This is a genomic window from Streptomyces acidicola (genome assembly GCF_009377235.1).
GTDB classification, from domain to species: domain Bacteria; phylum Actinomycetota; class Actinomycetes; order Streptomycetales; family Streptomycetaceae; genus Streptomyces; species Streptomyces acidicola.
This window is the reverse complement of the sequence record NZ_VMNX01000011.1, coordinates 57,919-78,070: the sequence shown is the minus strand read 5'-3', so window position 1 is coordinate 78,070 and position 20,152 is coordinate 57,919. Positions and strand designations below refer to the sequence as shown.

20 protein-coding genes are annotated in these 20,152 nt (G+C 70.5%); 11 read left to right on the top strand and 9 right to left on the bottom strand.

Going from position 1 to position 20,152, the window contains the following annotated elements:
* Positions 1 to 144: 144 nt before the first annotated feature.
* Positions 145 to 2,139 (bottom strand): alpha-1,4-glucan--maltose-1-phosphate maltosyltransferase, encoded by a 1,995-nt coding sequence (locus FPZ41_RS06475; protein WP_152859956.1) that lies wholly within the window; start codon positions 2,137 to 2,139, stop codon positions 145 to 147.
* A 60-nt stretch (positions 2,140 to 2,199) separates the two neighbouring features.
* Positions 2,200 to 2,508 (bottom strand): DUF5133 domain-containing protein, encoded by a 309-nt coding sequence (locus FPZ41_RS06470; protein ID WP_131561378.1) that lies wholly within the window; start codon positions 2,506 to 2,508, stop codon positions 2,200 to 2,202.
* A 300-nt stretch (positions 2,509 to 2,808) separates the two neighbouring features.
* On the opposite strand from FPZ41_RS06470, the gene FPZ41_RS06465 reads away from it, so the two are divergent.
* Positions 2,809 to 3,357 carry a pep a2 gene (locus FPZ41_RS06465; RefSeq protein ID WP_228022521.1) on the top strand — a complete coding sequence of 183 codons (549 nt, stop codon included), beginning with the start codon at positions 2,809 to 2,811 and terminating at the stop codon, positions 3,355 to 3,357.
* Complete coding sequence (gene glgX, locus FPZ41_RS06460) at positions 3,354 to 5,504, top strand: glycogen debranching protein GlgX (protein ID WP_322619886.1); 2,151 nt, start codon at positions 3,354 to 3,356, stop codon at positions 5,502 to 5,504. The genes FPZ41_RS06465 and glgX overlap by 4 nt, the downstream gene beginning before the upstream one ends.
* Before the next feature lie 64 nt (positions 5,505 to 5,568).
* Here glgX and FPZ41_RS06455 read toward each other — a convergent pair whose 3' ends face one another.
* The 7 genes from FPZ41_RS06455 to FPZ41_RS06425 all read right to left on the bottom strand — a co-directional run bounded on the left by FPZ41_RS06455 (position 5,569) and on the right by FPZ41_RS06425 (position 12,029).
* Positions 5,569 to 6,378, bottom strand: a complete 810-nt coding sequence (locus FPZ41_RS06455) for a VOC family protein (protein WP_152859954.1) — start codon at positions 6,376 to 6,378, stop codon at positions 5,569 to 5,571.
* A 307-nt stretch (positions 6,379 to 6,685) separates the two neighbouring features.
* Positions 6,686 to 7,588 (bottom strand): LLM class F420-dependent oxidoreductase, encoded by a 903-nt coding sequence (locus tag FPZ41_RS06450; RefSeq protein WP_152859952.1) that lies wholly within the window; start codon positions 7,586 to 7,588, stop codon positions 6,686 to 6,688.
* A 150-nt stretch (positions 7,589 to 7,738) separates the two neighbouring features.
* Positions 7,739 to 8,977 (bottom strand): MFS transporter, encoded by a 1,239-nt coding sequence (locus FPZ41_RS06445; RefSeq protein ID WP_322619885.1) that lies wholly within the window; start codon positions 8,975 to 8,977, stop codon positions 7,739 to 7,741.
* Positions 8,968 to 9,468, bottom strand: a complete 501-nt coding sequence (locus FPZ41_RS06440) for a MarR family winged helix-turn-helix transcriptional regulator (RefSeq protein ID WP_152859950.1) — start codon at positions 9,466 to 9,468, stop codon at positions 8,968 to 8,970. The genes FPZ41_RS06445 and FPZ41_RS06440 overlap by 10 nt, the downstream gene beginning before the upstream one ends.
* Positions 9,469 to 9,487: 19 nt before the next feature.
* Positions 9,488 to 10,015 (bottom strand): DUF2269 family protein, encoded by a 528-nt coding sequence (locus tag FPZ41_RS06435; protein WP_322619884.1) that lies wholly within the window; start codon positions 10,013 to 10,015, stop codon positions 9,488 to 9,490.
* 217 nt (positions 10,016 to 10,232) lie between these two features.
* Positions 10,233 to 11,216 carry an aldo/keto reductase gene (locus tag FPZ41_RS06430; protein WP_152859948.1) on the bottom strand — a complete coding sequence of 328 codons (984 nt, stop codon included), beginning with the start codon at positions 11,214 to 11,216 and terminating at the stop codon, positions 10,233 to 10,235.
* Between the two features lie 30 nt (positions 11,217 to 11,246).
* On the bottom strand, positions 11,247 to 12,029 hold the full coding sequence (locus FPZ41_RS06425) for a fructosamine kinase family protein (protein ID WP_152859980.1): 783 nt from the start codon (positions 12,027 to 12,029) through the stop codon (positions 11,247 to 11,249).
* 129 nt (positions 12,030 to 12,158) lie between these two features.
* Between FPZ41_RS06425 and FPZ41_RS06420 the strand changes: the two genes are divergently transcribed.
* The 9 genes from FPZ41_RS06420 to FPZ41_RS06380 all read left to right on the top strand — a co-directional run bounded on the left by FPZ41_RS06420 (position 12,159) and on the right by FPZ41_RS06380 (position 20,049).
* Complete coding sequence (locus tag FPZ41_RS06420; RefSeq protein ID WP_152859946.1) at positions 12,159 to 12,755, top strand: MBL fold metallo-hydrolase; 597 nt, start codon at positions 12,159 to 12,161, stop codon at positions 12,753 to 12,755.
* Positions 12,756 to 12,832: 77 nt separating this feature from the next.
* Entirely contained in the window at positions 12,833 to 13,384 is a 552-nt protein-coding gene (locus tag FPZ41_RS06415) for an RNA polymerase sigma factor (protein WP_152859944.1), read from the top strand.
* Positions 13,381 to 14,211, top strand: a complete 831-nt coding sequence (locus FPZ41_RS06410; protein WP_152859942.1) for a zf-HC2 domain-containing protein — start codon at positions 13,381 to 13,383, stop codon at positions 14,209 to 14,211. Before FPZ41_RS06415 ends, FPZ41_RS06410 begins: the two co-directional genes overlap by 4 nt.
* A 41-nt stretch (positions 14,212 to 14,252) precedes the next feature.
* Complete coding sequence (locus tag FPZ41_RS06405) at positions 14,253 to 15,062, top strand: ABC transporter ATP-binding protein (RefSeq protein ID WP_152859940.1); 810 nt, start codon at positions 14,253 to 14,255, stop codon at positions 15,060 to 15,062.
* Positions 15,059 to 16,393, top strand: coding sequence for a hypothetical protein (locus FPZ41_RS06400; protein ID WP_152859938.1), 1,335 nt, complete (start codon positions 15,059 to 15,061; stop codon positions 16,391 to 16,393). Before FPZ41_RS06405 ends, FPZ41_RS06400 begins: the two co-directional genes overlap by 4 nt.
* Positions 16,393 to 16,953, top strand: coding sequence for a hypothetical protein (locus FPZ41_RS06395; protein WP_152859936.1), 561 nt, complete (start codon positions 16,393 to 16,395; stop codon positions 16,951 to 16,953). Before FPZ41_RS06400 ends, FPZ41_RS06395 begins: the two co-directional genes overlap by 1 nt.
* A gap of 187 nt (positions 16,954 to 17,140) precedes the next feature.
* Entirely contained in the window at positions 17,141 to 17,599 is a 459-nt protein-coding gene (locus FPZ41_RS06390) for a hypothetical protein (protein WP_152859934.1), read from the top strand.
* A 283-nt stretch (positions 17,600 to 17,882) separates the two neighbouring features.
* Positions 17,883 to 19,472, top strand: coding sequence for a S8 family serine peptidase (locus tag FPZ41_RS06385; RefSeq protein WP_228022520.1), 1,590 nt, complete (start codon positions 17,883 to 17,885; stop codon positions 19,470 to 19,472).
* A gap of 127 nt (positions 19,473 to 19,599) precedes the next feature.
* Positions 19,600 to 20,049: a DNA-binding protein gene (locus tag FPZ41_RS06380; protein WP_152859932.1), complete on the top strand. Its 450-nt coding sequence runs from the start codon at positions 19,600 to 19,602 to the stop codon at positions 20,047 to 20,049.
* Positions 20,050 to 20,152: the final 103 nt, after the last annotated feature.

Genomic DNA, 20,152 nt, shown 5'->3' with positions numbered 1-20,152 from the left:
CTTTGAGGTCGCCGACTCCGTCGCCGTTGCTGTCCTGGAAGGAGCGGACAAGGACCTCGTAGAAGACGGCGCGTTTGAACCACTCAGGGTCCCGGTCCTTGGCGGGCGTGTCCTCGAAAGTGTCCGGGACTGGCTTGTTCACGGTCATGGAGCTCCTGACCCTCCGCTCTGCGCCGATGACGACCGCCGCACATGGAAGACGTGTGCGGGTGCCCGGCCGGGTTCGAGGCGCACGTAGTTGTTTCTGCCCCAGTGATGGATCTCGCCGGTGAGCTCGTCGTGGACCAGCACGGACTCGTACCGGTCCAGGCCGAGTTGCGGCATGTCCAACGAGACCGTGGCTTCCTGGGTGTGGTGGGGGTCGAGGTTGGCGACCACCAGGACCGTGTCCGAGCCGGTGCGTTTGCTGTACGCGATCAGGGCGTCGTTGTCGGTGTGGTGGAAGCGCAGGTTCCTGAGCCGGCGCAGGGCGGGGTGGCGTCGCCTGATGCGGTTCAGGGAGGTGATGAGGGGCGCGATGCTGCGTCCCTCGCGTTCGGCGGTTTCCCAGTCGCGGGGCCTGAGTTGGTATTTCTCGGAGTCGAGGTATTCCTCGCTGCCCCGGCGCAGGGGGGTGTTCTCGCACAGTTCGTAGCCGCTGTAGACGCCCCAGGCCGGTGACAGCGTCGCGGCCAGTACGGCGCGTACCTCGAAGGCGGGGCGGCCGCCCTGCTGGAGGTAGGCGTGGAGGATGTCGGGGGTGTTGACGAAGAAGTTCGGCCGCATGTAAGAGGCCGCGTCCCCGGACAGCTCGGTGAGGTACTCGGTCAGTTCCTGCTTGGTGTTGCGCCAGGTGAAGTAGGTGTAGGACTGCTGGAAGCCGGTCTGGGCGAGGGTGTGCATCATCGCGGGGCGGGTGAACGCCTCGGCCAGGAAGACCACGTCGGGGTCGGTGCGGTTGACGTCGGCGATGACGCGTTCCCAGAAGACGACCGGTTTGGTGTGAGGGTTGTCCACACGGAAGATCCGCACACCGTGGGCCATCCAGTGCCGCAGGACGCGCACCGTCTCGGTGACCAGGCCGTCCATGTCGGCGTCGAAGGCGATGGGGTAGATGTCCTGGTACTTCTTCGGCGGGTTCTCGGCGTGGGCGATGGTGCCGTCGGGGCGGTGGTGGAACCACTCGGGGTGCTTGTCCACCCAGGGATGGTCCGGAGAGCACTGCAGGGCGAAGTCCAGCGCGGTCTCCATCCCCAGCGACCGGGCCTCGGCCACGAAGTCGTCGAAGTCGTCGAGGGTGCCCAGGGCGGGGTGGACGGCGTCATGGCCGCCCTCGGGGGAGCCGATGGCCCACGGCACGCCGACATCGCCGGGTTCGGGGGAGAGGGTGTTGTTGCGGCCCTTGCGGAAGGTACGCCCGATGGGGTGGACCGGGGGCAGGTAGACGACGTCGAAGCCCATGGCGGCGATCGCGGGCAGCCGGCGGGCGGCGGTACGGAACGTGCCGTGGGGGCACTCGGGCGTGCCCTCGGAGCGCGGGAAGAACTCGTACCACGACCCGTACAGCGCGCGTTCCCGCTCCACCAGCAGCGTCAACTCCTCCGAAGCGGTGACCAGTTCCCGCAACGGATGCCGCGCGAGGACCTCATCGACCTCGGGCGTCAACGCGCCCGCGAGACGCACAGCCGCCTGACGCGTCTCGTCCCGCAGAACGTCCACGGCGGTCAGGACCGCGTCACGTGCCGCGCCCTTCGGTACTCGGGCGGCGGCTCGCTCGTAGAGCTCGGCGCCTTCTTCGAGCACCAGGCCGGTGTCGATGCCGGCCGGAATCTTGATGTCCGCGGTTCGGCGCCAGGTGGTCACCGGGTCGCTCCAGGCCTCCACGCGGTACGTCCACAGACCGGCCTCACGCGGCGTGACATCCGCGCCCCAGCGATCGGTGCCGGGCTCCAGCTCACGCATCGGCGTCCACGGGCCCGTACGGCCGTTCGGGTCCTTCAGGACGACATTGGCGGCGACGGCGTCATGGCCCTCACGGAACACCGTCGCCGAGACCTGGAAGGTCTCGCCCTCGACGGCCTTCGCCGGGCGTCTGCCGCACTCGACGGCCGGCCGGACATCCCGTACCGGGATGCGGCCGATGGCCGGAGTCGACCTCATGCGTTTCACCTCCGCCGTGTTCGAGCCGGGCTCTGAGCCGAAAGCTGTGCCCGACGGTTCCTACCTCCCTGATGTGCTGCCTCCTGGCCGGGAACGGCGGCCGGGAGGAGGGCCGCGTCTGCCCACGTGCCGCTGCTGCGACTGGCCGTTCTCCCGCAGATACGCGACCAGGTTGGACCGCAGATAGAGCTCGGCGGCATCAACGGCCTCCCGGGCGCAGCGCTTGCCCATCAGGACGCACAAGGTGTAGCCCGCGTCCTCGAAACTCGCCCTCGCCGTCCGGTCGGTCGGGGCCGCGAGCATCACGCGTTCCCACGCCCGGTACCGCTCCAGGTGCCGGGCGACCTCGGCTTTGGCGGGCAGCAGCATGGCGCCGGTCACCTTTCCACGCTCTCGACGGGCACGGTCTCCCGGATGACCGGGCCGAGGCCGTGCAGGCAGGGGTGCCGACCCGTCACATGGGCCGAGACCTTCACTCATGGTGCACGGTTGACGACTCAGCGTCTTGTTGGAGCTTCAACTACCTCATCCGTCGCTCGTGTTGCACGAATGGCGTAGCACTCCCACTCTGGAGTAACTCAGAAGCGATCGGCGCTCACGCCCCGTGTCGGGGTTCGGTCCGCAAGGACGAGGACGGGCGAGAGCTGCGCAGGTGAGGAGCCAACGACGATGAAGACCGCAGTGCCCTGCTACTACCACCTCGACGTGGAAGTGAGCCCGGAACGGGTCGGACAGGTGAGGCGCATCATGGCCGCCCACCTCCGGTACTGGGATCTGGAAACCCTCGTCGAGCCCGTCTGCCAGGGCGCGGAGCTGCTGCTGCGCGCCATCGACGAGCACGCCACGGACAAGAACACGTCGATCGAGATGTGGTGGAACCGCCAGTACGTCATCACCGCCTTCGGCCAGAACGACCGGGAGCTGTGGCCCGACCAGGACCTGCGGGCGTGCCTGGTGGGCATCGCCGCGCTGAGCGACGGCTGGGGCTGCTGCGCCACAGCCGCCGGCAGCAAGGTCATCTGGTTCTCGCAACGGGCCCGCGCCGGCGAACGGGCGCCGCTGGTCCCGACGGCACCCACCCCGACGGAGCGCGAGGCCCTCCGGGTGCCCCGCGAGATGCCGGTCCCCGTGCTCGTCGGCCCGGAGGGCGAGGTGCCGGTTCCGGCCCTGACCGGCCACGAGGGTGCTGTGCCGGACGAGTGGGACGAGGCGCGGTGACCGTGCGACCAGGCCGGAAAGGGGTGCCCGTCTGGAGCGGACACCCCTACCCGCTGGGCGCCGCCTTCGACGGTGCGGGCACCAACTTCGCCCTGTTCAGTGAGGTCGCCGAAGGGGTCGACCTCGTCCTCGTCGGCGACGACGGCACCTCCCGTTCCGTCCCGGTCACCGAAGCCGACGGTTTCGTGTGGCACTGCTACCTGCCCGGCGTCGGACCCGGGCAACGCTACGGCTACCGGGTGCACGGCCCCTGGCACCCGTCCGCGGGCCACCGCTGCAATCCGGCGAAACTGCTCCTCGACCCTTACGCCACAGCGGTGGACGGGCAGGTCGACGACCACCCCTCGCTCTACGAACGCGCCCCGGCCGGACCCGCCCCCGGCGACAGCGCCGGGCACACCATGCTGGGTGTGGTGACCGACCCGTCCTTCGACTGGGGCGACGACCGGCCTCCCCGGCGGAGTTACGCCGAAACGGTGATTTACGAGGCCCATGTCCGGGGCCTGACCCGCACGCATCCGGAGGTCCCCGCCGAACTCCGCGGGACCTACGCGGGCCTCGCGCATCCCGCGATCCTCGACCACCTGACCTCACTGGGCGTGACCGCGATCGAGCTGATGCCGGTGCACCAGTACGTCCAGGACGGCGTCCTGCAGGGCCGCGGCCTGTCGAACCACTGGGGCTACAACACGATCGGCTTCTTCGCCCCGCACAACGCCTACGCGGCCCACGGCACCCGCGGCGAACAGGTCACCGAGTTCAAGTCCATGATCAGGACCCTGCACGCGGCCGGCCTCGAAGTGATCCTCGACGTGGTCTACAACCACACCGCCGAGGGCAACGAGAAGGGCCCCACCCTCTCCTTCCGCGGCATCGACAACGCCTCGTACTACCGCCTGGTGGACGGCGACTGGGCCCACTACTACGACACGACGGGCACCGGCAACAGCCTGCTCATGCGCCACCCGTACGTCCTCCAGCTGATCATGGACTCGCTGCGGTACTGGGTCACCGAGATGCACGTCGACGGCTTCCGCTTCGACCTCGCGGCGACCCTGGCCCGCCAGTTCCACGAGGTGGACCGGCTGTCGGCGTTCTTCGACCTGATCCAGCAGGACCCGGTGATCAGCAGGGTCAAGCTCATCGCCGAGCCCTGGGACGTGGGCGAGGGCGGCTATCAGGTGGGGAACTTCCCGCCCCTGTGGTCGGAGTGGAACGGCAAGTACCGTGACGCCGTACGGGACTTCTGGCGCGGCGAGGAGCACACGCTGGGCGAGTTCGCGTCCCGTCTGACCGGCTCGGCGGACCTGTATGAGCACAGCCGGCGCTGCCCGCGCGCCAGCATCAACTTCGTGACCGCGCACGACGGGTTCACCCTGCGTGACCTCGTCTCGTACAACGACAAGCACAACGAGGCCAACGGCGAGAACAACCGGGACGGCGAGAGCACCAACCGCTCCTGGAACTGCGGAGCCGAGGGCCCCACGAACAACCCCCGTGTCCTCACCCTGCGCGCCCGCCAGCAACGCAACTTCCTCGCCACCCTGTTCCTGTCCCAGGGCATCCCGATGCTCTCCCACGGCGACGAACTGGGCCGCACCCAGCGCGGCAACAACAACGCCTACTGCCAGGACAACGAGGTCTCCTGGATCGACTGGCGGCTGACCGGCGAACAGCGTGAGCTGGTCGACTTCACCCGCGGCCTCATCGCCCTGCGCGCAGCCCACCCCGTCCTGCGCCGCCGCCGCTTCTTCCACGGAGACACCGCCACCCATGTCGGCCGGCCGCTGCCCGACCTGGTGTGGCTGCTGCCGGACTCCCGCGAGATGACCGACGCGGACTGGCAGCGCTCCGACGCCCACTCCGTCGCCGTCTTCCTCAACGGCGACGCCATCGCGGAACGCGACCCGTACGGCCGGCGTGTGCTGGACGACTCCTTCCTGCTCCTGCTGAACGGCTACTGGGAGCCCATGACCTTCCGCCTGCCGGACGTCACGTACGGCGAACGCTGGACGACCCGGATCGACACCGCCGCCCCGCAGGGCACCCCGGACGAGACGGAACGCAAGGCGGACACGGAGATCCTCGTCGAGGCCCGGGGCCTGGTGCTGCTGTCCCGGCCGTCCAGGACTGTACGAGGACGGTGAGCAGCGCCACGACGGCGGGGGAGCGCCGAGGGGTGCCGGAGCGGGGCGGACCGTGGGCGGGCGGTCAGTCGTCCTGATCCATGTGCCCGGTCACCGTGAACTGGGCGCCGTCCGGGTCACGGAGAACGGCCTCGGCCTCGCTCTGCCGGAGTACGGTGCCGCCGTTCTTCTCCACCGCCTTCGCGCAGGCCGCCACGTCGGAGACCGCGAAGTGGACCTGCCAGTGGGGCCGGATCGTGGGGTCGGGCGCCGCCTCCAGCGCCCCGGAGCTGATCCGGGCCACGACCGTGCCCCGGCTGCGCAGCACGACCTCGTTGCCTTCGTAGTGGACCTCGCAGCAGCCCGGCCGTTCCGTGGCCCAGTCCAGGACCTGGCCGTAGAAGATCGCGGCGTCGAAGGCGTCCCGGGTGTGCAGCTTGATGAAGGCCGGAGCGACCCGGCGCCAGGCCTCCCAGTCGGTGAAGAGGTCGCCCTCCCAGATCCCGAAGGTGGCCCCGTCGCGGTCGGCCAGCAGAGCCGCCCGACCCGGCGGGAACGAGAGCGGCCCGACCGCCACGGTGCCCCCGCGCTCCCGCGCCCGGGACACGGCATCGTCCGCACTGGGCACGGCGAAGTACGGCGTCCAGGCGACAGCCACCTGCCACATCGTCGCCACCCCGGCGATTCCCGCGACCGGCGCCCCGTCCTGCAGCGCGATGCGGAACCGGTCCCCGAGCTTCGCCGTCCGCCACTCCCACCCGAGTACCGCGTGGTAGAAGTCCTCCGTGGCCTGCATGTCCCGGCTGGTCAGGCTCACCCAGCAGGGAGCTCCGAACACGGAATGGGAGGAGAGGGCGTCCGCTGCCCCGCTGGTACATGTCGTGTCGTGATTCATGGCAGTAGCGTCCTGGTCTCGTGGACCGGCCCACACCGGCAGGACACCAGTGTCCGGCCTGACTCGGTACCGGCGCCTGCCGAGTACCCCGGGAATGCCAACGAAACGGACGCTGGAGCGAGCCCGGCGTCAACCGGTCCGGACCAGTGTGCTCATCCGGGTGACGTCTGGTCGTGCGGGTGACAGGAGCCGGTGCGGTCCTCTGAACGGGTGACCGGCGACCCGGAACGTGAGCATCACGTGCATGCCCGGCTGCTTCGTCCATGGTCGCCGGATCGGTCTTCCGTGGTCGTGGGACCGGACCGGTCTAGTTCAGCAGATCCGCCAGGCGGCGCCAGGCAGCGCGGGGGAGGGCGTCGCGCGGCTGGTCGTCGACGACCTGGAGGGCCACGTGGTCGGCACCCGCCGCGTGGAGGGCGTCGATGCTCGCCCTCACACGGTCCTGGTCGCCCCAGGCGTACACGGCGTCGACGAGCCGGTCGCTTCCGCCGCCCGTGAAGTCGTCCTCGGTGAATCCGAGCCGCAGGAAGCTGTTGGTGTAGTTCGGCAGTCCCAGGTAGAGGGCGAGGTAGTCGCGGGCGATCGCACGGGCGCGGTCCGGGTCCGTCTCCAGGACCACCTTCAGTTCCGGCGCCAGCAGCGGGCCGTCCCCCAGGATCTCGCGGGCCTGCGCGGTGTGCTCGGGCGTGACCAGGTACGGGTGCGAACCGGCGGCCCGGTCGCGCGACAGCTTCAGCATCTTCGGCCCGAGCGCCGCCAGCACCCGCCGCCCGGCCGGAACACCGGCGGCGTCCAGCGCGTCCAGGTAACCCACCATGGAGGAGTAGGGGCGACGGTACTGGTCACTCAGTCGGGCGTGACTCACTCCGAGGCCGAGCAGGAAACGGCCGGGGTGGGCGGCCTCCAGATCGGCGAACTGCCGGGCGGAGTCGGCCGCCTCGTAGTCCCAGATGCTCTGGATGCCGGTGGCGACGGTCACCCGCTCGGTCGCCTCGACGAGCGGCACGGCGTGCCGCACCCCGGGGCTGCCGCCCAGCCACACGGCCCCGAAGCCGAGCTCCTCGATCTCGGCCACGGCCTCCGCGAGCTCACCACGCCGTGCGGGCTCCTCAGCCCGCAGCCCCATGCTCCAGATGCCGTACCGCCCGACGGCCTCCTTCGCCGCGCTGCCGTGATCCACAGCGGTGACGTTCCCGATCGATTCCGACATCGATTCCGATCCCTCCGCGCTCGATGCTGCGTCGTAACAACTGACCCAGCTGATCCATCTGATCCAGTCGTGCCAACCGGAGGATGCCTCAGGGTAGTCCCGGACCGGTGACCGTTTCCGAGGACGGCGTGTCGGACGCTCGATGGACGATCACCTGGGTGCGGGCTTCGCAGACGCCCGGCGCAGCCCCGGGGTGGTGGCTCCCACCATGGCGACAGCGCCGAGGCAGAGCAGGCCGCCGCTGATGAGGGCTGTTGTTCCCGTCGTGGCGTCCGCGACGAGGCCGCCGCGCAGGTTGCCGATGTCGGGGCCGGCCTGCCCGACGACCTGCTCAGCGGCGCTGACGCGTCCGAGCAGTTCGTTCGGCGTGTGCATCTGGACGATCGTGCTGCGGGACACCACGGAGACGGTGTCGGCGGCGCCGGCCAGCACGAGGAAGGCCAACCCCGTCCATGCATCCGGTGACATGCCGAACAGCGTGAGTGCCGCGCCCCATGCGGCGGAGCCGCCGAGCATGACCAGGCCGGGGCGGGGGAGCCGGGTGAAGGTTCCGGAGAGGAGGGAAGCGATGGTGCCGCCGACGGCTATGGCTGTGAGGTAGAGCCCGAGAGTCCGCGGATTGCCGCCGAACCGTTCCGAGTTGATGAGCGGGAACAGGCTGATCGGCATGGACAGCACCGTGGTGGCCAGGTCGGTGACCAGGGCTCCGCGGATGACGGGAGTCCTGACCAGGAAGGCCAGGCCGTCCAGGACTCCGCGGAGACCTGGACGGGCGGGCTCGCCTCCGGGCTTCATTCGTGGCAGACCGAACGCACCGTAGAACGCTGCGGCAAAGGTGACCGCGTCGATCACATAGCAGGTACCGACTCCCAGTCCACCCGTGATCAGCCCGCCCAGGGCGGGCCCCGCCAGCATGGCCCCCTGGAAGGCGATCCGCCGCAGGGCCAGTCCGGCAGCCAGCTGGTGCTCGGGCAGAAGGTGCGGGATGAAGGTACGGGACGCCGGGCCGCCGCCGGCGGTGAAGCAGGACTGAGCCGCCACCAGCAACAGCACTCCGCCGACCGGCACGTTTCCGAGGAAGCCCTGAAGCGCGAGCAGAAGCGAGCAGACGGCTTGCCCGCCGGTCGTGAACAGGTAGAACTTCCGCCGGTCGACCCGGTCGACGACCGATCCGGCGAAGAGGCCGAGCGTGACGAGCGGGATCGCCTGCGCCAGGCCCACCGCGCCGGTCCACGCGGTGCTCCCGGTCGTCTGCCAGATCTGGAACATCACGGCGACGGCCGTCATCTGGCTGCCGAGCCCCGAAAGGGTCTGACCGATCCACAGCCGCCGGAACGGCGGCGACGACCGCAGCGGGGTCACATCGAGCCATATGTGTCTCAGTGCCACGCGGAGTCCTGGGCCAGCTTTTCAGCGATCCGGTCGTGAAAGCTCTTGCGCTCCAGGGCTTGCTCGATGTCGGTGACCACCCGGCTGAGCGGATAGGGGATCTCCTCCTCGATCTCGGCGATGGCGGCCTCGGTGGCCCGCCATTCCGCCGCCAGGCGGTCGACGACACTGCGGGCCTTCTCTGTGAGCGTCACCTTCTTGCTGCGCGCGTCGTCACCGGCGACGGTCTGAACCCAGCCGGCCGCGCGCATCGCGGCCACCTTCTGACTGAGCGCCGAGTGTGTCCGGTCGACCGACTCGGCCAGTTCCCTGATGGACATCGGCCCGTAGGCATGGAGTCGGAGCAACTCCATCACGAAGCTCGGCTTGAGCCCTTCGATCTGCCCTTCGGAGTAGATCCGGGCGATGTCCGCGTCCATCGATGCCTGGAGGCGGCGCAACGGCCGCCAGAGGCTCTGCTGGGTGGGGTCGGCTGCCTGGGGTTCGGTCATGAAGGGATCGTAACAGTGCTTATGTAAGTGCTGTTATGTTTTTCTGCCTGCGGGCGGGCGCGCGCAGCCTGCGGCCCCGCCGTGTCAGCCCCCAGGGTTTGAGGACGGAGATCACCGTCATGAAGACATACGCGGACAGAGACACGATCGGCCCGTACAGGACGTCGCCGGCGTCGGGCAGGGGGCGGCCCGCGGCGACGGCGGCGACCGCGGAGTTCACCCCGGGGCGCAGCGCGAAGACCGTCGCGGTGGTCGTGGCCAGGCTCAGCCAGAACTTCGTGTAGACCCACCGGTGCCTGGCCAGTCCCCACGCGGTGCCCAGGGACAGCACCAGACCACTGAGGAGTGTCAGGAACGCGACGGGGAGCAGGAGCCAGTCGGCGAAGAGTCTCATGGCGCGGACGGAGGACTCCACGGTCACCTCGGACCCGGTGGTGGCCGCGGCGATCCCGAGCGCGAGCAGCCCGAGCGTGAGCCCGAGCCAGCCGGCGGAGGCGGCCACATGGACAACGAGGAGAGCCCGGCGTGCGGGTCGGTTCAGTTTCACCCGGCTTACGGTGCCGGGCGGGAGCGCCGAGAACGTCTGACGGCGGGAGTAACCGCGCGTACTGGCCTCGGAGTAGAGGGCGCGACGTCATCTCGTCGATGTGGCGGGGTTGTTGCCGCGCTCGGGAAACACGGAGACAGCACGGAGACACGTCGTCCGCCCGCGGAAGTGGCCGAAGCAGCCCTTCCCACGGGCGGACGGAGTCAGCCCTTGTGGCCTACCAGCGGCCTTCCACCTGATCCTTGATCCTGCGGTCGTACAGGTCCTGGATCGCGGTGAGCGTTGCGTCGGAGAGCGGCGCCAACTCGGCGGCGGCCGCGTTGGCCCGGACCTGCTCGGGCGAACGGGCCCCGGGGATGACGGTGCTGACGCCCGGCTGCTGGATGATCCAGCGAAGCGCCGACTGGGCCGGGGTGTACCCCTCCGGCGCGAGGGCGGAGAACTCGGCCGCCGCCTCGACGCCCGCCTCGAAGTCGACGCCGGAGAAGGTCTCGCCCTGGTCGAAGGCCTCCCCGTGCCGGTTGAACGTCCGGTGGTCGTCGGCGGCGAAGACCGTGTCCTTCGTGTACTTGCCCGACAGCAGACCGGAAGCGAGCGGCACCCGGGCGATGATGCCCACCCCCGCCTTCTCGGCCGCCGGGAGAACCTCCCGCAGCGGCTTCATCCGGAACGGGTTGAATATGATCTGCACGCTCGCCACGTTCGGTCGCGCGATCGCCGTCAGCGCCTCGGCGGTGGTCTCCACGCTGACGCCGTACGCGGCGACGCGCCCCTCGTCGACGAGCGTGTCCAGGGCGTCGAACACCTCGTCCGACGAGTAGACGGGTGTCGGAGGGCAGTGCAACTGCACCAGATCGATGCGGTCGACGCCGAGATTGCGCCGGGAACGGTCGTTCCAGGCACGGAAGTTGTCCAGGGCGTAGTTCTGCGGGATCTGCTCCACGCGACGGCCCATCTTCGTCGCGACCAGCACCTGCAGATCAGGCCGGGCGCGCAGGAACGCGGCGATGGTCTGCTCGCTGCGCCCGTCCCCGTACACGTCGGCCGTGTCGAAGAAGGTCACCCCCGCCTCGGCCGCCGCCTCCAGAACCGTCAGGGCGTCCTTGTCGTCGATGTCCCCCCAGTCGGCCCCCAACTGCCAGGTGCCGAGCCCCACGACCGACACCTGCTGACCCAACCTGCCGATTACACGCTGATCCATGCGATCAGTCTGTCATCCGCCGTGACGGCGTCAGCGGGTCAGGGTCGCTCGGGCCGCCGCCAGGGACTGCTCGGCGTAGCCGCGGCCGAACAGCACGGTGTGGACCAGCAAGGGGAACATCTGGTGCAGTGGGATGCGGTCGGTCCAGCCGTCGGCGAGCGGCGCCGCGTCCTGGTAGCCCTCCAGGATCAGGTCCAGGTGGGGACAGCCGAAGAGGTGGAGCATCGCCAGGTCGGTCTCGCGGTGTCCCCCGTGGGCGGCCGGATCGATCAGCCAGGCATGTCCGTCGGCGCCCCACAGCAGATTGCCGTTCCACAGGTCGCCGTGCAGCCGGGCGGGCGGCTCGGCGGGACCGGCCAGCTCCGGCAGCCGCTCGCAGAAACGCTCCACCACGGCGGCCTCGCCGGCACGCATGATGCCGTCGTCGACCGCGCGGCGCAGGTAGGGCAGCACCCGGTGCTCGGCGTACCAGCGGGGCCAGTCGTCATCGGGAGTGTTCCGCATCGGAGCGAGCCCGATGTACGCCTCGCCGGGGCCGTCGGGCGGCGCGGCACCGAACGCCGCCGCGCCGGCGGAGTGCAGGGCGGCCAGGTCACCGCCGAACCGGACCGCCGACCGCCGGTCGGGCCGGCCGTGCGGGACGCGCTCGGTCACCAGCCAGTGGGCGTCGTGGCCGTACACAGCCGGGACACGGACCGTCCCGGCGTCGCCCAGCCAGCGCAACCCCGCCGCCTCGGCACGCACCGCAGCGGGCCCGTCCCCGTACTTGACCATCACGACCTGGCCGCCGTCGAGGGTGACTTCACTGAGCATCGCCGACAGCCGGCGCTCACCCCTCACCGGGCGCCCGGTGAGCCGTTCCGCCGCTGACCCCGGGTTCTCGCTGCGCACGGCCACCAGGGTACGGCCGCATACCGTTCGGTGGGCGTACGTTGGGACGCCATGCGGATCACGAAGTACACCCACGCATGCGTACGGCTCGAACACGAGGGCCGGGTTCTGGTCATCGATCCCGGCACATGGAGCGAGCCGCGCGCCCTGACCGGCGCGGACGCCGTGCTGGTGACGCACGAACACGCCGATCACATCGATGTCCTTCGCCTGGCCGGGCTCGGCGTGCCCGTCCACGCCCCGGCCGACGCGGACATCGCCGGACTACGGGTCACCGGGGTGTCCTCCGGCGAGGAGTTCACCGCCGCCGGTTTCCGCGTACGGGCGGTCGGTGGGCGCCACGCGTTCATCTACGGCGGCCAACCGGACTGTGCGAACCTCGGCTACGTCATCGACGAGGCGGTCTACCACCCCGGTGACTCGCTGCACGTCCCCGAGCAGCCGATCGAGACGCTCCTGGTTCCGGCCCAGGGGTCGTGGATGAGGACGGCCGAGGCGATCGACTTCGTCAAGGCGGTCGCACCCCGGCGGGCGTTCGCGATACACGACGCCCAGATCAACGACCGCGGCCTCAGCAGCGTCAACGGCTGGCTCGCCCAGGAGACCGACCACGGCTACCGGTATCTGGCCCCCGGGGAATCGCTGTGAGGGGCATCACAGTCAAGGAGTGAACCCGCGGGGACGTCCGGAACGACCGCCCTGATGTGTGGAAAAGAACGGCCGTCATGGGGCGGTTGGACGAGGAAGGCCTGCTGCGCCGGGTGGCCAGGGGCGACCGCGCCGCGTTCGAGGAGTTCTACCGCCGTACCTCACCGTGGCTCGCGGTGCGGCTGCGCCGCCGTTGCGCCGACGAACAGATCGTGGGCGAGGTGCTGCAGGAGACCTATCTGGTGGTGTGGCGAGCGGCGGGCTCGTTCGTCGGCGGCGCGGCCGGCGGCAGTGCGCTGGGCTGGCTGTGGACGGTGTCCGCCCGGCGACTCGTCGACGCCTTCCGCTCCGAGGGGCGACACCGGACCAGCGTCCGGGCAGCGGCCTCCGCCGACTCCGCCGAAGCGGACACCCCGAGCGCCGAAGAGACGCTGCTGGAGTGGACCCTGTCCGGTGACGTCGGCGACGCCCTCGCCACCCTTGCACCCGAACTCCGCCAAGTGCTCCAGGCGTTGGTCCTGGACGGACTGAGCGTCCGGGAGACGTCGGCGCTGCTCGGCATACCAGAAGGAACAGTCAAGACGCGGGCCCGGCGCGCGCGGTTGGCCATGCGGAAGGCGATGTCATGACCGGGACCACGGGACCACACGCCGCGCGCGACCTGATCACCGCCTACGTCACCGGGGACACCACGCTGTCCGCGGACACGGAGTGGGCGCTGGAAGCGCACCTGGAGAACTGCGGCCGGTGCAGACGCCACGTGGCCGAGGCGGTCACGACGCACACGCCCGCGGTGAACACACTCCTGGACGACGTGTGGGCCGAAGTGGACGCGACGGCGCTCGACCGGCCCGCACCGGTGCGTTCCCCACTGCTGCACAAGGCACGCCGCTGGGCGCCGCCCTCGCAGCTGCCCTGGCTGCTGATGAGCGTGCTGGTGATTCTCTCGGCGCTCGGCATCGACATGCTCGCCCGAGGCAAGACCGTACCTTCACTGGTCCTGCTGCTCTCTCCGGTGGTTCCGCTGCTCGGCGTCGCGGCCGCCTGGACACAGCGACTGGACCCGATGGGCGAGTTGACGGTGACCACACCGCGTGCGGGGCTGCGACTGGTGCTGCGGCGCACGGCCGTGGTGCTGGGGGCGGTGATCCCGGTGCTTGCCGTGGCCGGGGGCGTCGTCGGAGTCTCGCCGGCCCTGTGCCTGCTGCCCTGTCTCGCCTTCACCGTCGGCACGCTCGCGCTGGGCACGGTGACCGGCGTACGGCGCGCGGCGGAACTGCTGGGCACGGCGTGGGTGTTCGTGGCGATCATCCCCAGTCTGTTCACCGCCCGTCTGTCCGTGCTGCTGGCACCGCAGAGCATGCCTGTCTGGGCACTGGCGCTGACGGTGTCCGCGCTCGCGATCACGGTACGAGCCCGTGCCTTCACGACCCTGCCCGGCACCGAACTGCCCTGAGACACATGAGACCCCCGACCAACGGACGAACAGGAGACACGATGGTGCGTGCGGTGACCTCCGCCGACCTGGCGCCGACCACATACGCCTGGCACATACACGCCCGGGACCTACGCGTGCGGGCCGGACGCCGCACGGCTGTCGACGGCCTCGACCTGCGGCTGGGCCAAGGCGTGCACGGACTGCTCGGCCCCAACGGCGCCGGCAAGACGACGCTGATCCGCTCGCTGGCGACCGTGCTGCAACCGACAGGCGGCGAACTGGAGTTGCTCGGCCGACGCATCGGTGGCCGGACCGACCTGCGTCCGCTGCGGAGGAGGATCGGATACCTGCCGCAGGAGTTCGGCTACTACCCGCGGTTCACCCTGCGCGAGTTCGTGGAGTACATGGCCTGGCTGAAGAAGATGGACGCACGTCAGGTTCCCGACGCGGTGCAGCGGGCGATCGAGCGCGTCGGACTCGCCGATCGCGCCCATGACCGGATGAAGACGCTGTCCGGAGGCATGCTGCGCCGCGCCGGCATCGCCCAGGCGATCGTGAACGATCCGGACGTGCTGCTGCTCGACGAACCGACCGTGGGCCTGGACCCGGCGCAGCGCCTGGAGTTCCGCACGCTCCTGCGTGATCTCGGCGAGCAGGCGTGCGTGCTGGTGTCCACCCATCTGGTCGAGGACGTCGCCGCGTCCTGTACCAACGTCGTGCTCGTCGACGAGGGCCGGATGGTGTTCCAGGGGACACCCGAGGAGGTGGCCGCCCTCGGCGACGCGCGGGACGTCGGGGACAGCCCGATTGAGCGCGGCTACACCGCCCTCCTCGCTCGCCCCCGCGCACGGCGGGAGGCGGGCCGATGACGATGCGGATCCTGAGCACGGAGCTGCGCCGGTCCGCCGCGCCGGTCAGCGGTGCACTCATCGCCGCACTCGGGGCCGCCGGACTGTGGTCACTGGTCCTGTCCAGTCAGGGGGAGTTGTGGGACGCGCAGTGGACGATGCTGGCCGCCTTCCAACGGATCATGCTGGTCCTGCTCTGGCCGCTGGCCCTCGGTTCAGGTGCCTGGCAGGCCCGGCGTGACCGGCGCTGCGGCATGGAGGAGTTGCTCGGCACCACGCCGTTGCCGGCCTGGCGGCGAACACTGCCCAGCGCCGTCGCACTGGCGCTCTGCCTGATCCTCGGCTACCTGCTGACGCTCGCCGCGGGCGCGGTCCGGGTCGCCGGCCGAACCGACTACCTGTCCGGTGACTGGCTGCCCATAACGGCCGTGGGAGCACTGACCCTGGTCGCGGCCGGATGGCTGGGCATGGGTGTCGGACGGCTCCTCCCGTCGGTCTACACCCCTCCGGTACTGGTGGTGGCGGGCTTCCTGGCGCTGCTCCTTCCGGTCCAGCTGTCCAAGTCCTCGCAGCCCGGCTCCGTCTCCCTGCTGGCGCCCAACCTCACCACGAACTTCGACGAGTTCACCACGATCGTCGGCTCGGTGAGTCTGGCGCAGTCGCTCTGGTTCACCGGCCTGGCGGGCAGCGGGCTGCTTCTGCTCATGGCCGCCCGGCGCCGCACGACTGCTGCCGTCGCGCCGGTACCCGCGCTGCTCGGCCTCGTCCTGGCGATGCCGCTGCTGGGTGCCGAGCCGGCCGCCGGCCTGCAGCGCGACGAGGGCGCGACGGCCGAGGTCTGCACCCACGACGGCGGCCCCACGGTGTGCGTGACCAAGGCGCACGAGCGGGGCCTGCCCGAGCTGGTCGGACCGGCCCGCCGCGCGCTGACACTGCTGGCGAAGCTGCCCGACGCACCCACCTCGGTGCACGAGGTCACCGGCGACCGCCCGGGCCCGCAGCCAGCAGGCGAGGTGTGGCTGCACTCCGACAACTACGTACTCGGCCGCGGCTGGGCCGCCGACAGCGAGGACGCCCTGGTCGTGAGCATCCTCGCCGGTGCGGGAACCCGCCCCTGCGAGCCCGTCGCCTACGGTGCGCGCGCTGTCGCAGGCGCGTGGCTGTACGGCCGCTATCCGGCGCCGGGCCAGACCGTTCTGCCCGGCGAGGAAGCGGACGCCCGGGCCGCGGCGTGGCGGGAGTTGAGGGCGCTGCCCGCCCAGGAGCAGGTGCGCCGGATCACCGCCGTACGCGAGGCAGGGCTGACCTGCCGGGGAGACCTCGCCGCGGCGCTGGCCAAGGACGCTTCCTGATGCGCCTTCTCACGCTGTACCTGAGGTCACGTCAGGTTCCCGTCGCCTTGGGCGTGGCGGCGGCCGCAGTCGCCGTGGTGGCCCTGCTCGGAAACGCCCCCGAACGCCCGCTCCAGACACGCGTCTTCGCCGTACTGGCCCTGGGCCTCGGTCTGGGCGTGCTCGGCAACGGCCTCGGTGGTGCCGCCGCCGCGCTGGAACGTACGGCGGCGACCCGCTGGGCCTTCTGGCGCACAGCTCATGTCGTGGCCGTCGCCCTCGTGGTGTTCGCGGTCGCCGCCGCTTCGAGTGACGCGCCGACGGCCATCGTCCTGCGTGCCACGGCCGGCCTCGTCGGACTCACCGCCCTGGCGGCTGCCGCGCTGGGCCACCAACTCGCCTGGACCCTGCCGACCGCAGGGGCGGGAGCCGCCGCGGTCGTTCCCCCTCTCACGGAACCGGCGTTCCTGAGGGTGCTCGCCTGGCCCATGCAGCCATCGGACAGCACGACCGCCTCCGTGGTCGCCGCGGTTCTGGCTGTCGGAGGCCTGATCACCTATGCCGCCCGCGGCAGCCGTTGAGCCGCGGAGCTGCGGTCGGGGGGCGCGCAGGCGCAGTCCTCCAAGCACAGTCCTCCAAGCGCAGTCCTCGGATTGCGGCTGTGTCGCGGCCGACTTAGCTTCATGAAAGTCGTCGTATACGACAAAGCCGATATATGCGATGTCGGCTTTCCGTGTGGTGGCATTGAACGGAGCATTCATGTCGGTCATGACCGGTACCCAACCCATGCAGCAGGCCGGGGGACAGCAGATCGCCCAGCTGGTCCACCAGACCATCCAGCAGGCGTGCCAGCAGACGGCCCAGCAGGTCGCGCAGCAGGTGCAGCAGACGTTCCAGCAGATCCAGCAGGTCCAGCAGCAGCTCCAGCAGCAGGGCATGGCCCAGCAGGCGCACCCGTACCTGGCCCTGGCGCTGCACCGCTCGCTGGCCTCGGGTGTGCGGCACGCGGTGGAGCAGTCCGTGCAGCAGGCGCTGCCGAACGCGATCGTGGCGCTGCTCCAGCAGAGCCAGCAGAGCCAGCAGGGGCAGCAGGGGCAGCAGGGGCAGCAGCAGTGGGGCGGTGGGTTCGGCCAGATGGGCCAGCAGCACCAGCAGCAGCCGTTCGGGCAGTACCAACAGCCAGGCTTCGGCATCGGCCAGATGGGCCAGCCGTTCGGTATCGGCTGACCTGAGGGCGGCGCGATGCGGTGTGCCCGGAGTTACCGGGCACACCGCATCAGCGTGTGAGCGCGAGCCGCCCCGTCGCCCGATCAGAAGGTCAGTTACGCCCAGGTACGACGTAAGCGTGGTGAAGGTGGACGTGATGGTCAAGGAAAGGCCCGGAAACAGCCGCGCAAGCGGGTCCGAGGGGGGCGCCGGGGGAGGGCGCGAACCCGAGGGCAGGCAAGCGGAACCACGGGAGAAGGGCGCGCGGTCACCGGTCTCCGTGCAACCGCGCCGGGAGCGGTACATGGTGACACCGCTGCCCCAGCATCTGCTCCCACCCGGAGTGTCCGAGCTCAGCGTGGACGAGGTGTGCGACCGGCTGGAGCGGATGCCCGAGGTCAAGGTGATCCGCAAGCTCCAGCCGTCGGAGAAGCTTCGGGCGGCCGGGCTGCACCCCTCCTGCCCGGACATCGCGGTGGTGGAGGCAGCCGAGTCCCAGGTGCCGGCGATGCGATCACTGCACGTACACATCGAGCCGGACCTGCCGCTGTCCGGAACCGGGCCCACGGCCGCGGCGACCGCGGGCATCCTGCCGCTTCGCGACCCGGGGCTGGTCATGCCGATGGACGAACCTGTGGAGATCTCGCTGCGGGTGTGCGGGCCGGAGGGTGAACCGCTGGCCGGAGCGGGGGTGTTCCTGATCGGAGCGACATGGCCGGGCCAGGGGATCACCGGGGCCGACGGGAAGGTCACCGTCGCACTGGCCACGGAGACCCCGGAGTCCGTCCAGTCCCTGTACGTCCGGCCCACGGGCGGTTACCTGGACCGCTGGATCCATCGCCCGGAACTGTCGGTGGGCCAGGAGAACCTGGTCACCCTCACACCGCTGGGCAAGGTGGCCCCGGGGCTGGAGGAGAGGCAGCAGTACGGCTGGGGCCAGAAGGCCATGCGGCTGGACCGGCTGCCTCCCACGTTCCGCGCCTTCGGAATCAAGATCGCGCTCATCGGTTCGGGCGTCGCCGCCGACCACCCCGACCTGAAGGAACGGGTGCGCTCCGGGACCGGTCTCGGCCCGGGGAAGGAGCCGAGCTGGGCCCGCGACCGGGTGGGTACGGGTACGCACGCGGCGGGCATCATCGCCGGAGCGGACACCGGCACGGGCCTGGTCGGCATCGCGGTCGACGCCGAGATCGAGGTGTGCCAACTGCTGCCGGACGGCTGTTTCAGTGATCTGATCGCCGCCCTGGACTACTGCATCGAGCGCGAGATCGATATCGCCCACATCGCGCTGGCCACCCCGTACTCGTCGGCCCTGGTCTCACGCAAACTCGCCGACGCCAATGCCGCGGGTATCGCCTGCGTCGCCCCGGCGGGCGACACGGGCGGGCCGGTCGCCTTCCCCGCTTCGCTGCCCACCGTGTTCGCCGTGGGTGCGCTCGGAGTCTTCGGCTCCTACCCGCCGGACACGTCACAGGCCACCCATTCGGGCTCGCAGCTGACACCGGAAGGACTGTTCGCCGCGCCGTTCAGCTGCTACGGCCCCGGAGTCGACGCGGCCGCCCCCGGCGTGGCGGTCCTGTCGTGTTCCCCTCAGGGCGGCTACGCGGCCCTCGACGGCACCGGCACGGCCTCGGCCCACGTCGCCGGCCTCGCTGCCCTCGTGCTCGCCCACCACGAGGATCTCCACGGCCAGCTGCTCCCTCGTGGACCGGGCCGGGTCAACCACCTGTTCGAACTCGTCGCCGCCAGCTGCCGCAGGCTGGCCACCCCGGGAACCACGGAGGCGGCCCGCGTGGGACGCGGCCTGCCCGACGCCCTCGTCGCCCTCGGCCTGGCCCCGGGAGTGCAACTCGCTCCGGCTCTGTCCCCCTACACGCCCTCAATGGCCAGTTAGCCCAACATCACCGAGCGGCGGCCGTCCTGCCGGGATGGCCGCCGCTCGGTCGCAATAGCGGCCAATTGAACAAGTTGTTCACAATGTTCAGTTGACATCGGTACGTTCGTCGCCGCATCCTGAAGTCATGACCGTCACCCCTGATCCGCCCACCGACCCCTTCACGCCGCCACAGCCGGAGCAGGCGCGCGCGCAACGCGTGTACGCGTCCCTGTTCCGCATCGCCGAACGGCACGCGGCCACCGACGAGCAACGCCGCCGCCAGGTCCACCCTTCGGTCCTCGGGCCGCATGAAGCCGTCCGGCTCGTGTCGTTCCTGCTCAGTGGGGCCGCACAGCCGGATGACGGCGAACCGGAGGTGGATCAGGCCGATATCACCGCGGCATTGAGCCTCGTCCCGCTGGTTCGCGGAGAGATGGACGAACTGGAGGCCGGACTGCTCCAGATGGCGCGCGGCCGAGGCATGACCTGGCAGGAGATCGCCTTCGGGCTCGGGCTCGGCACCCCGCAGGCCGCAAGGCAGCGATACGAACGACTGGCCAGCCGCGCCGGCGCTGACGCGGAGGGTGCGGAGTAGCCGGGTGTCTCCGAGGTCGAGCGCACACCAGATCGAGAACTCCGACTTCTGGGTCACACCGCCGAGCCGAGCCACCGGATTGCTCCTCGGGGCCCGAGTGTGA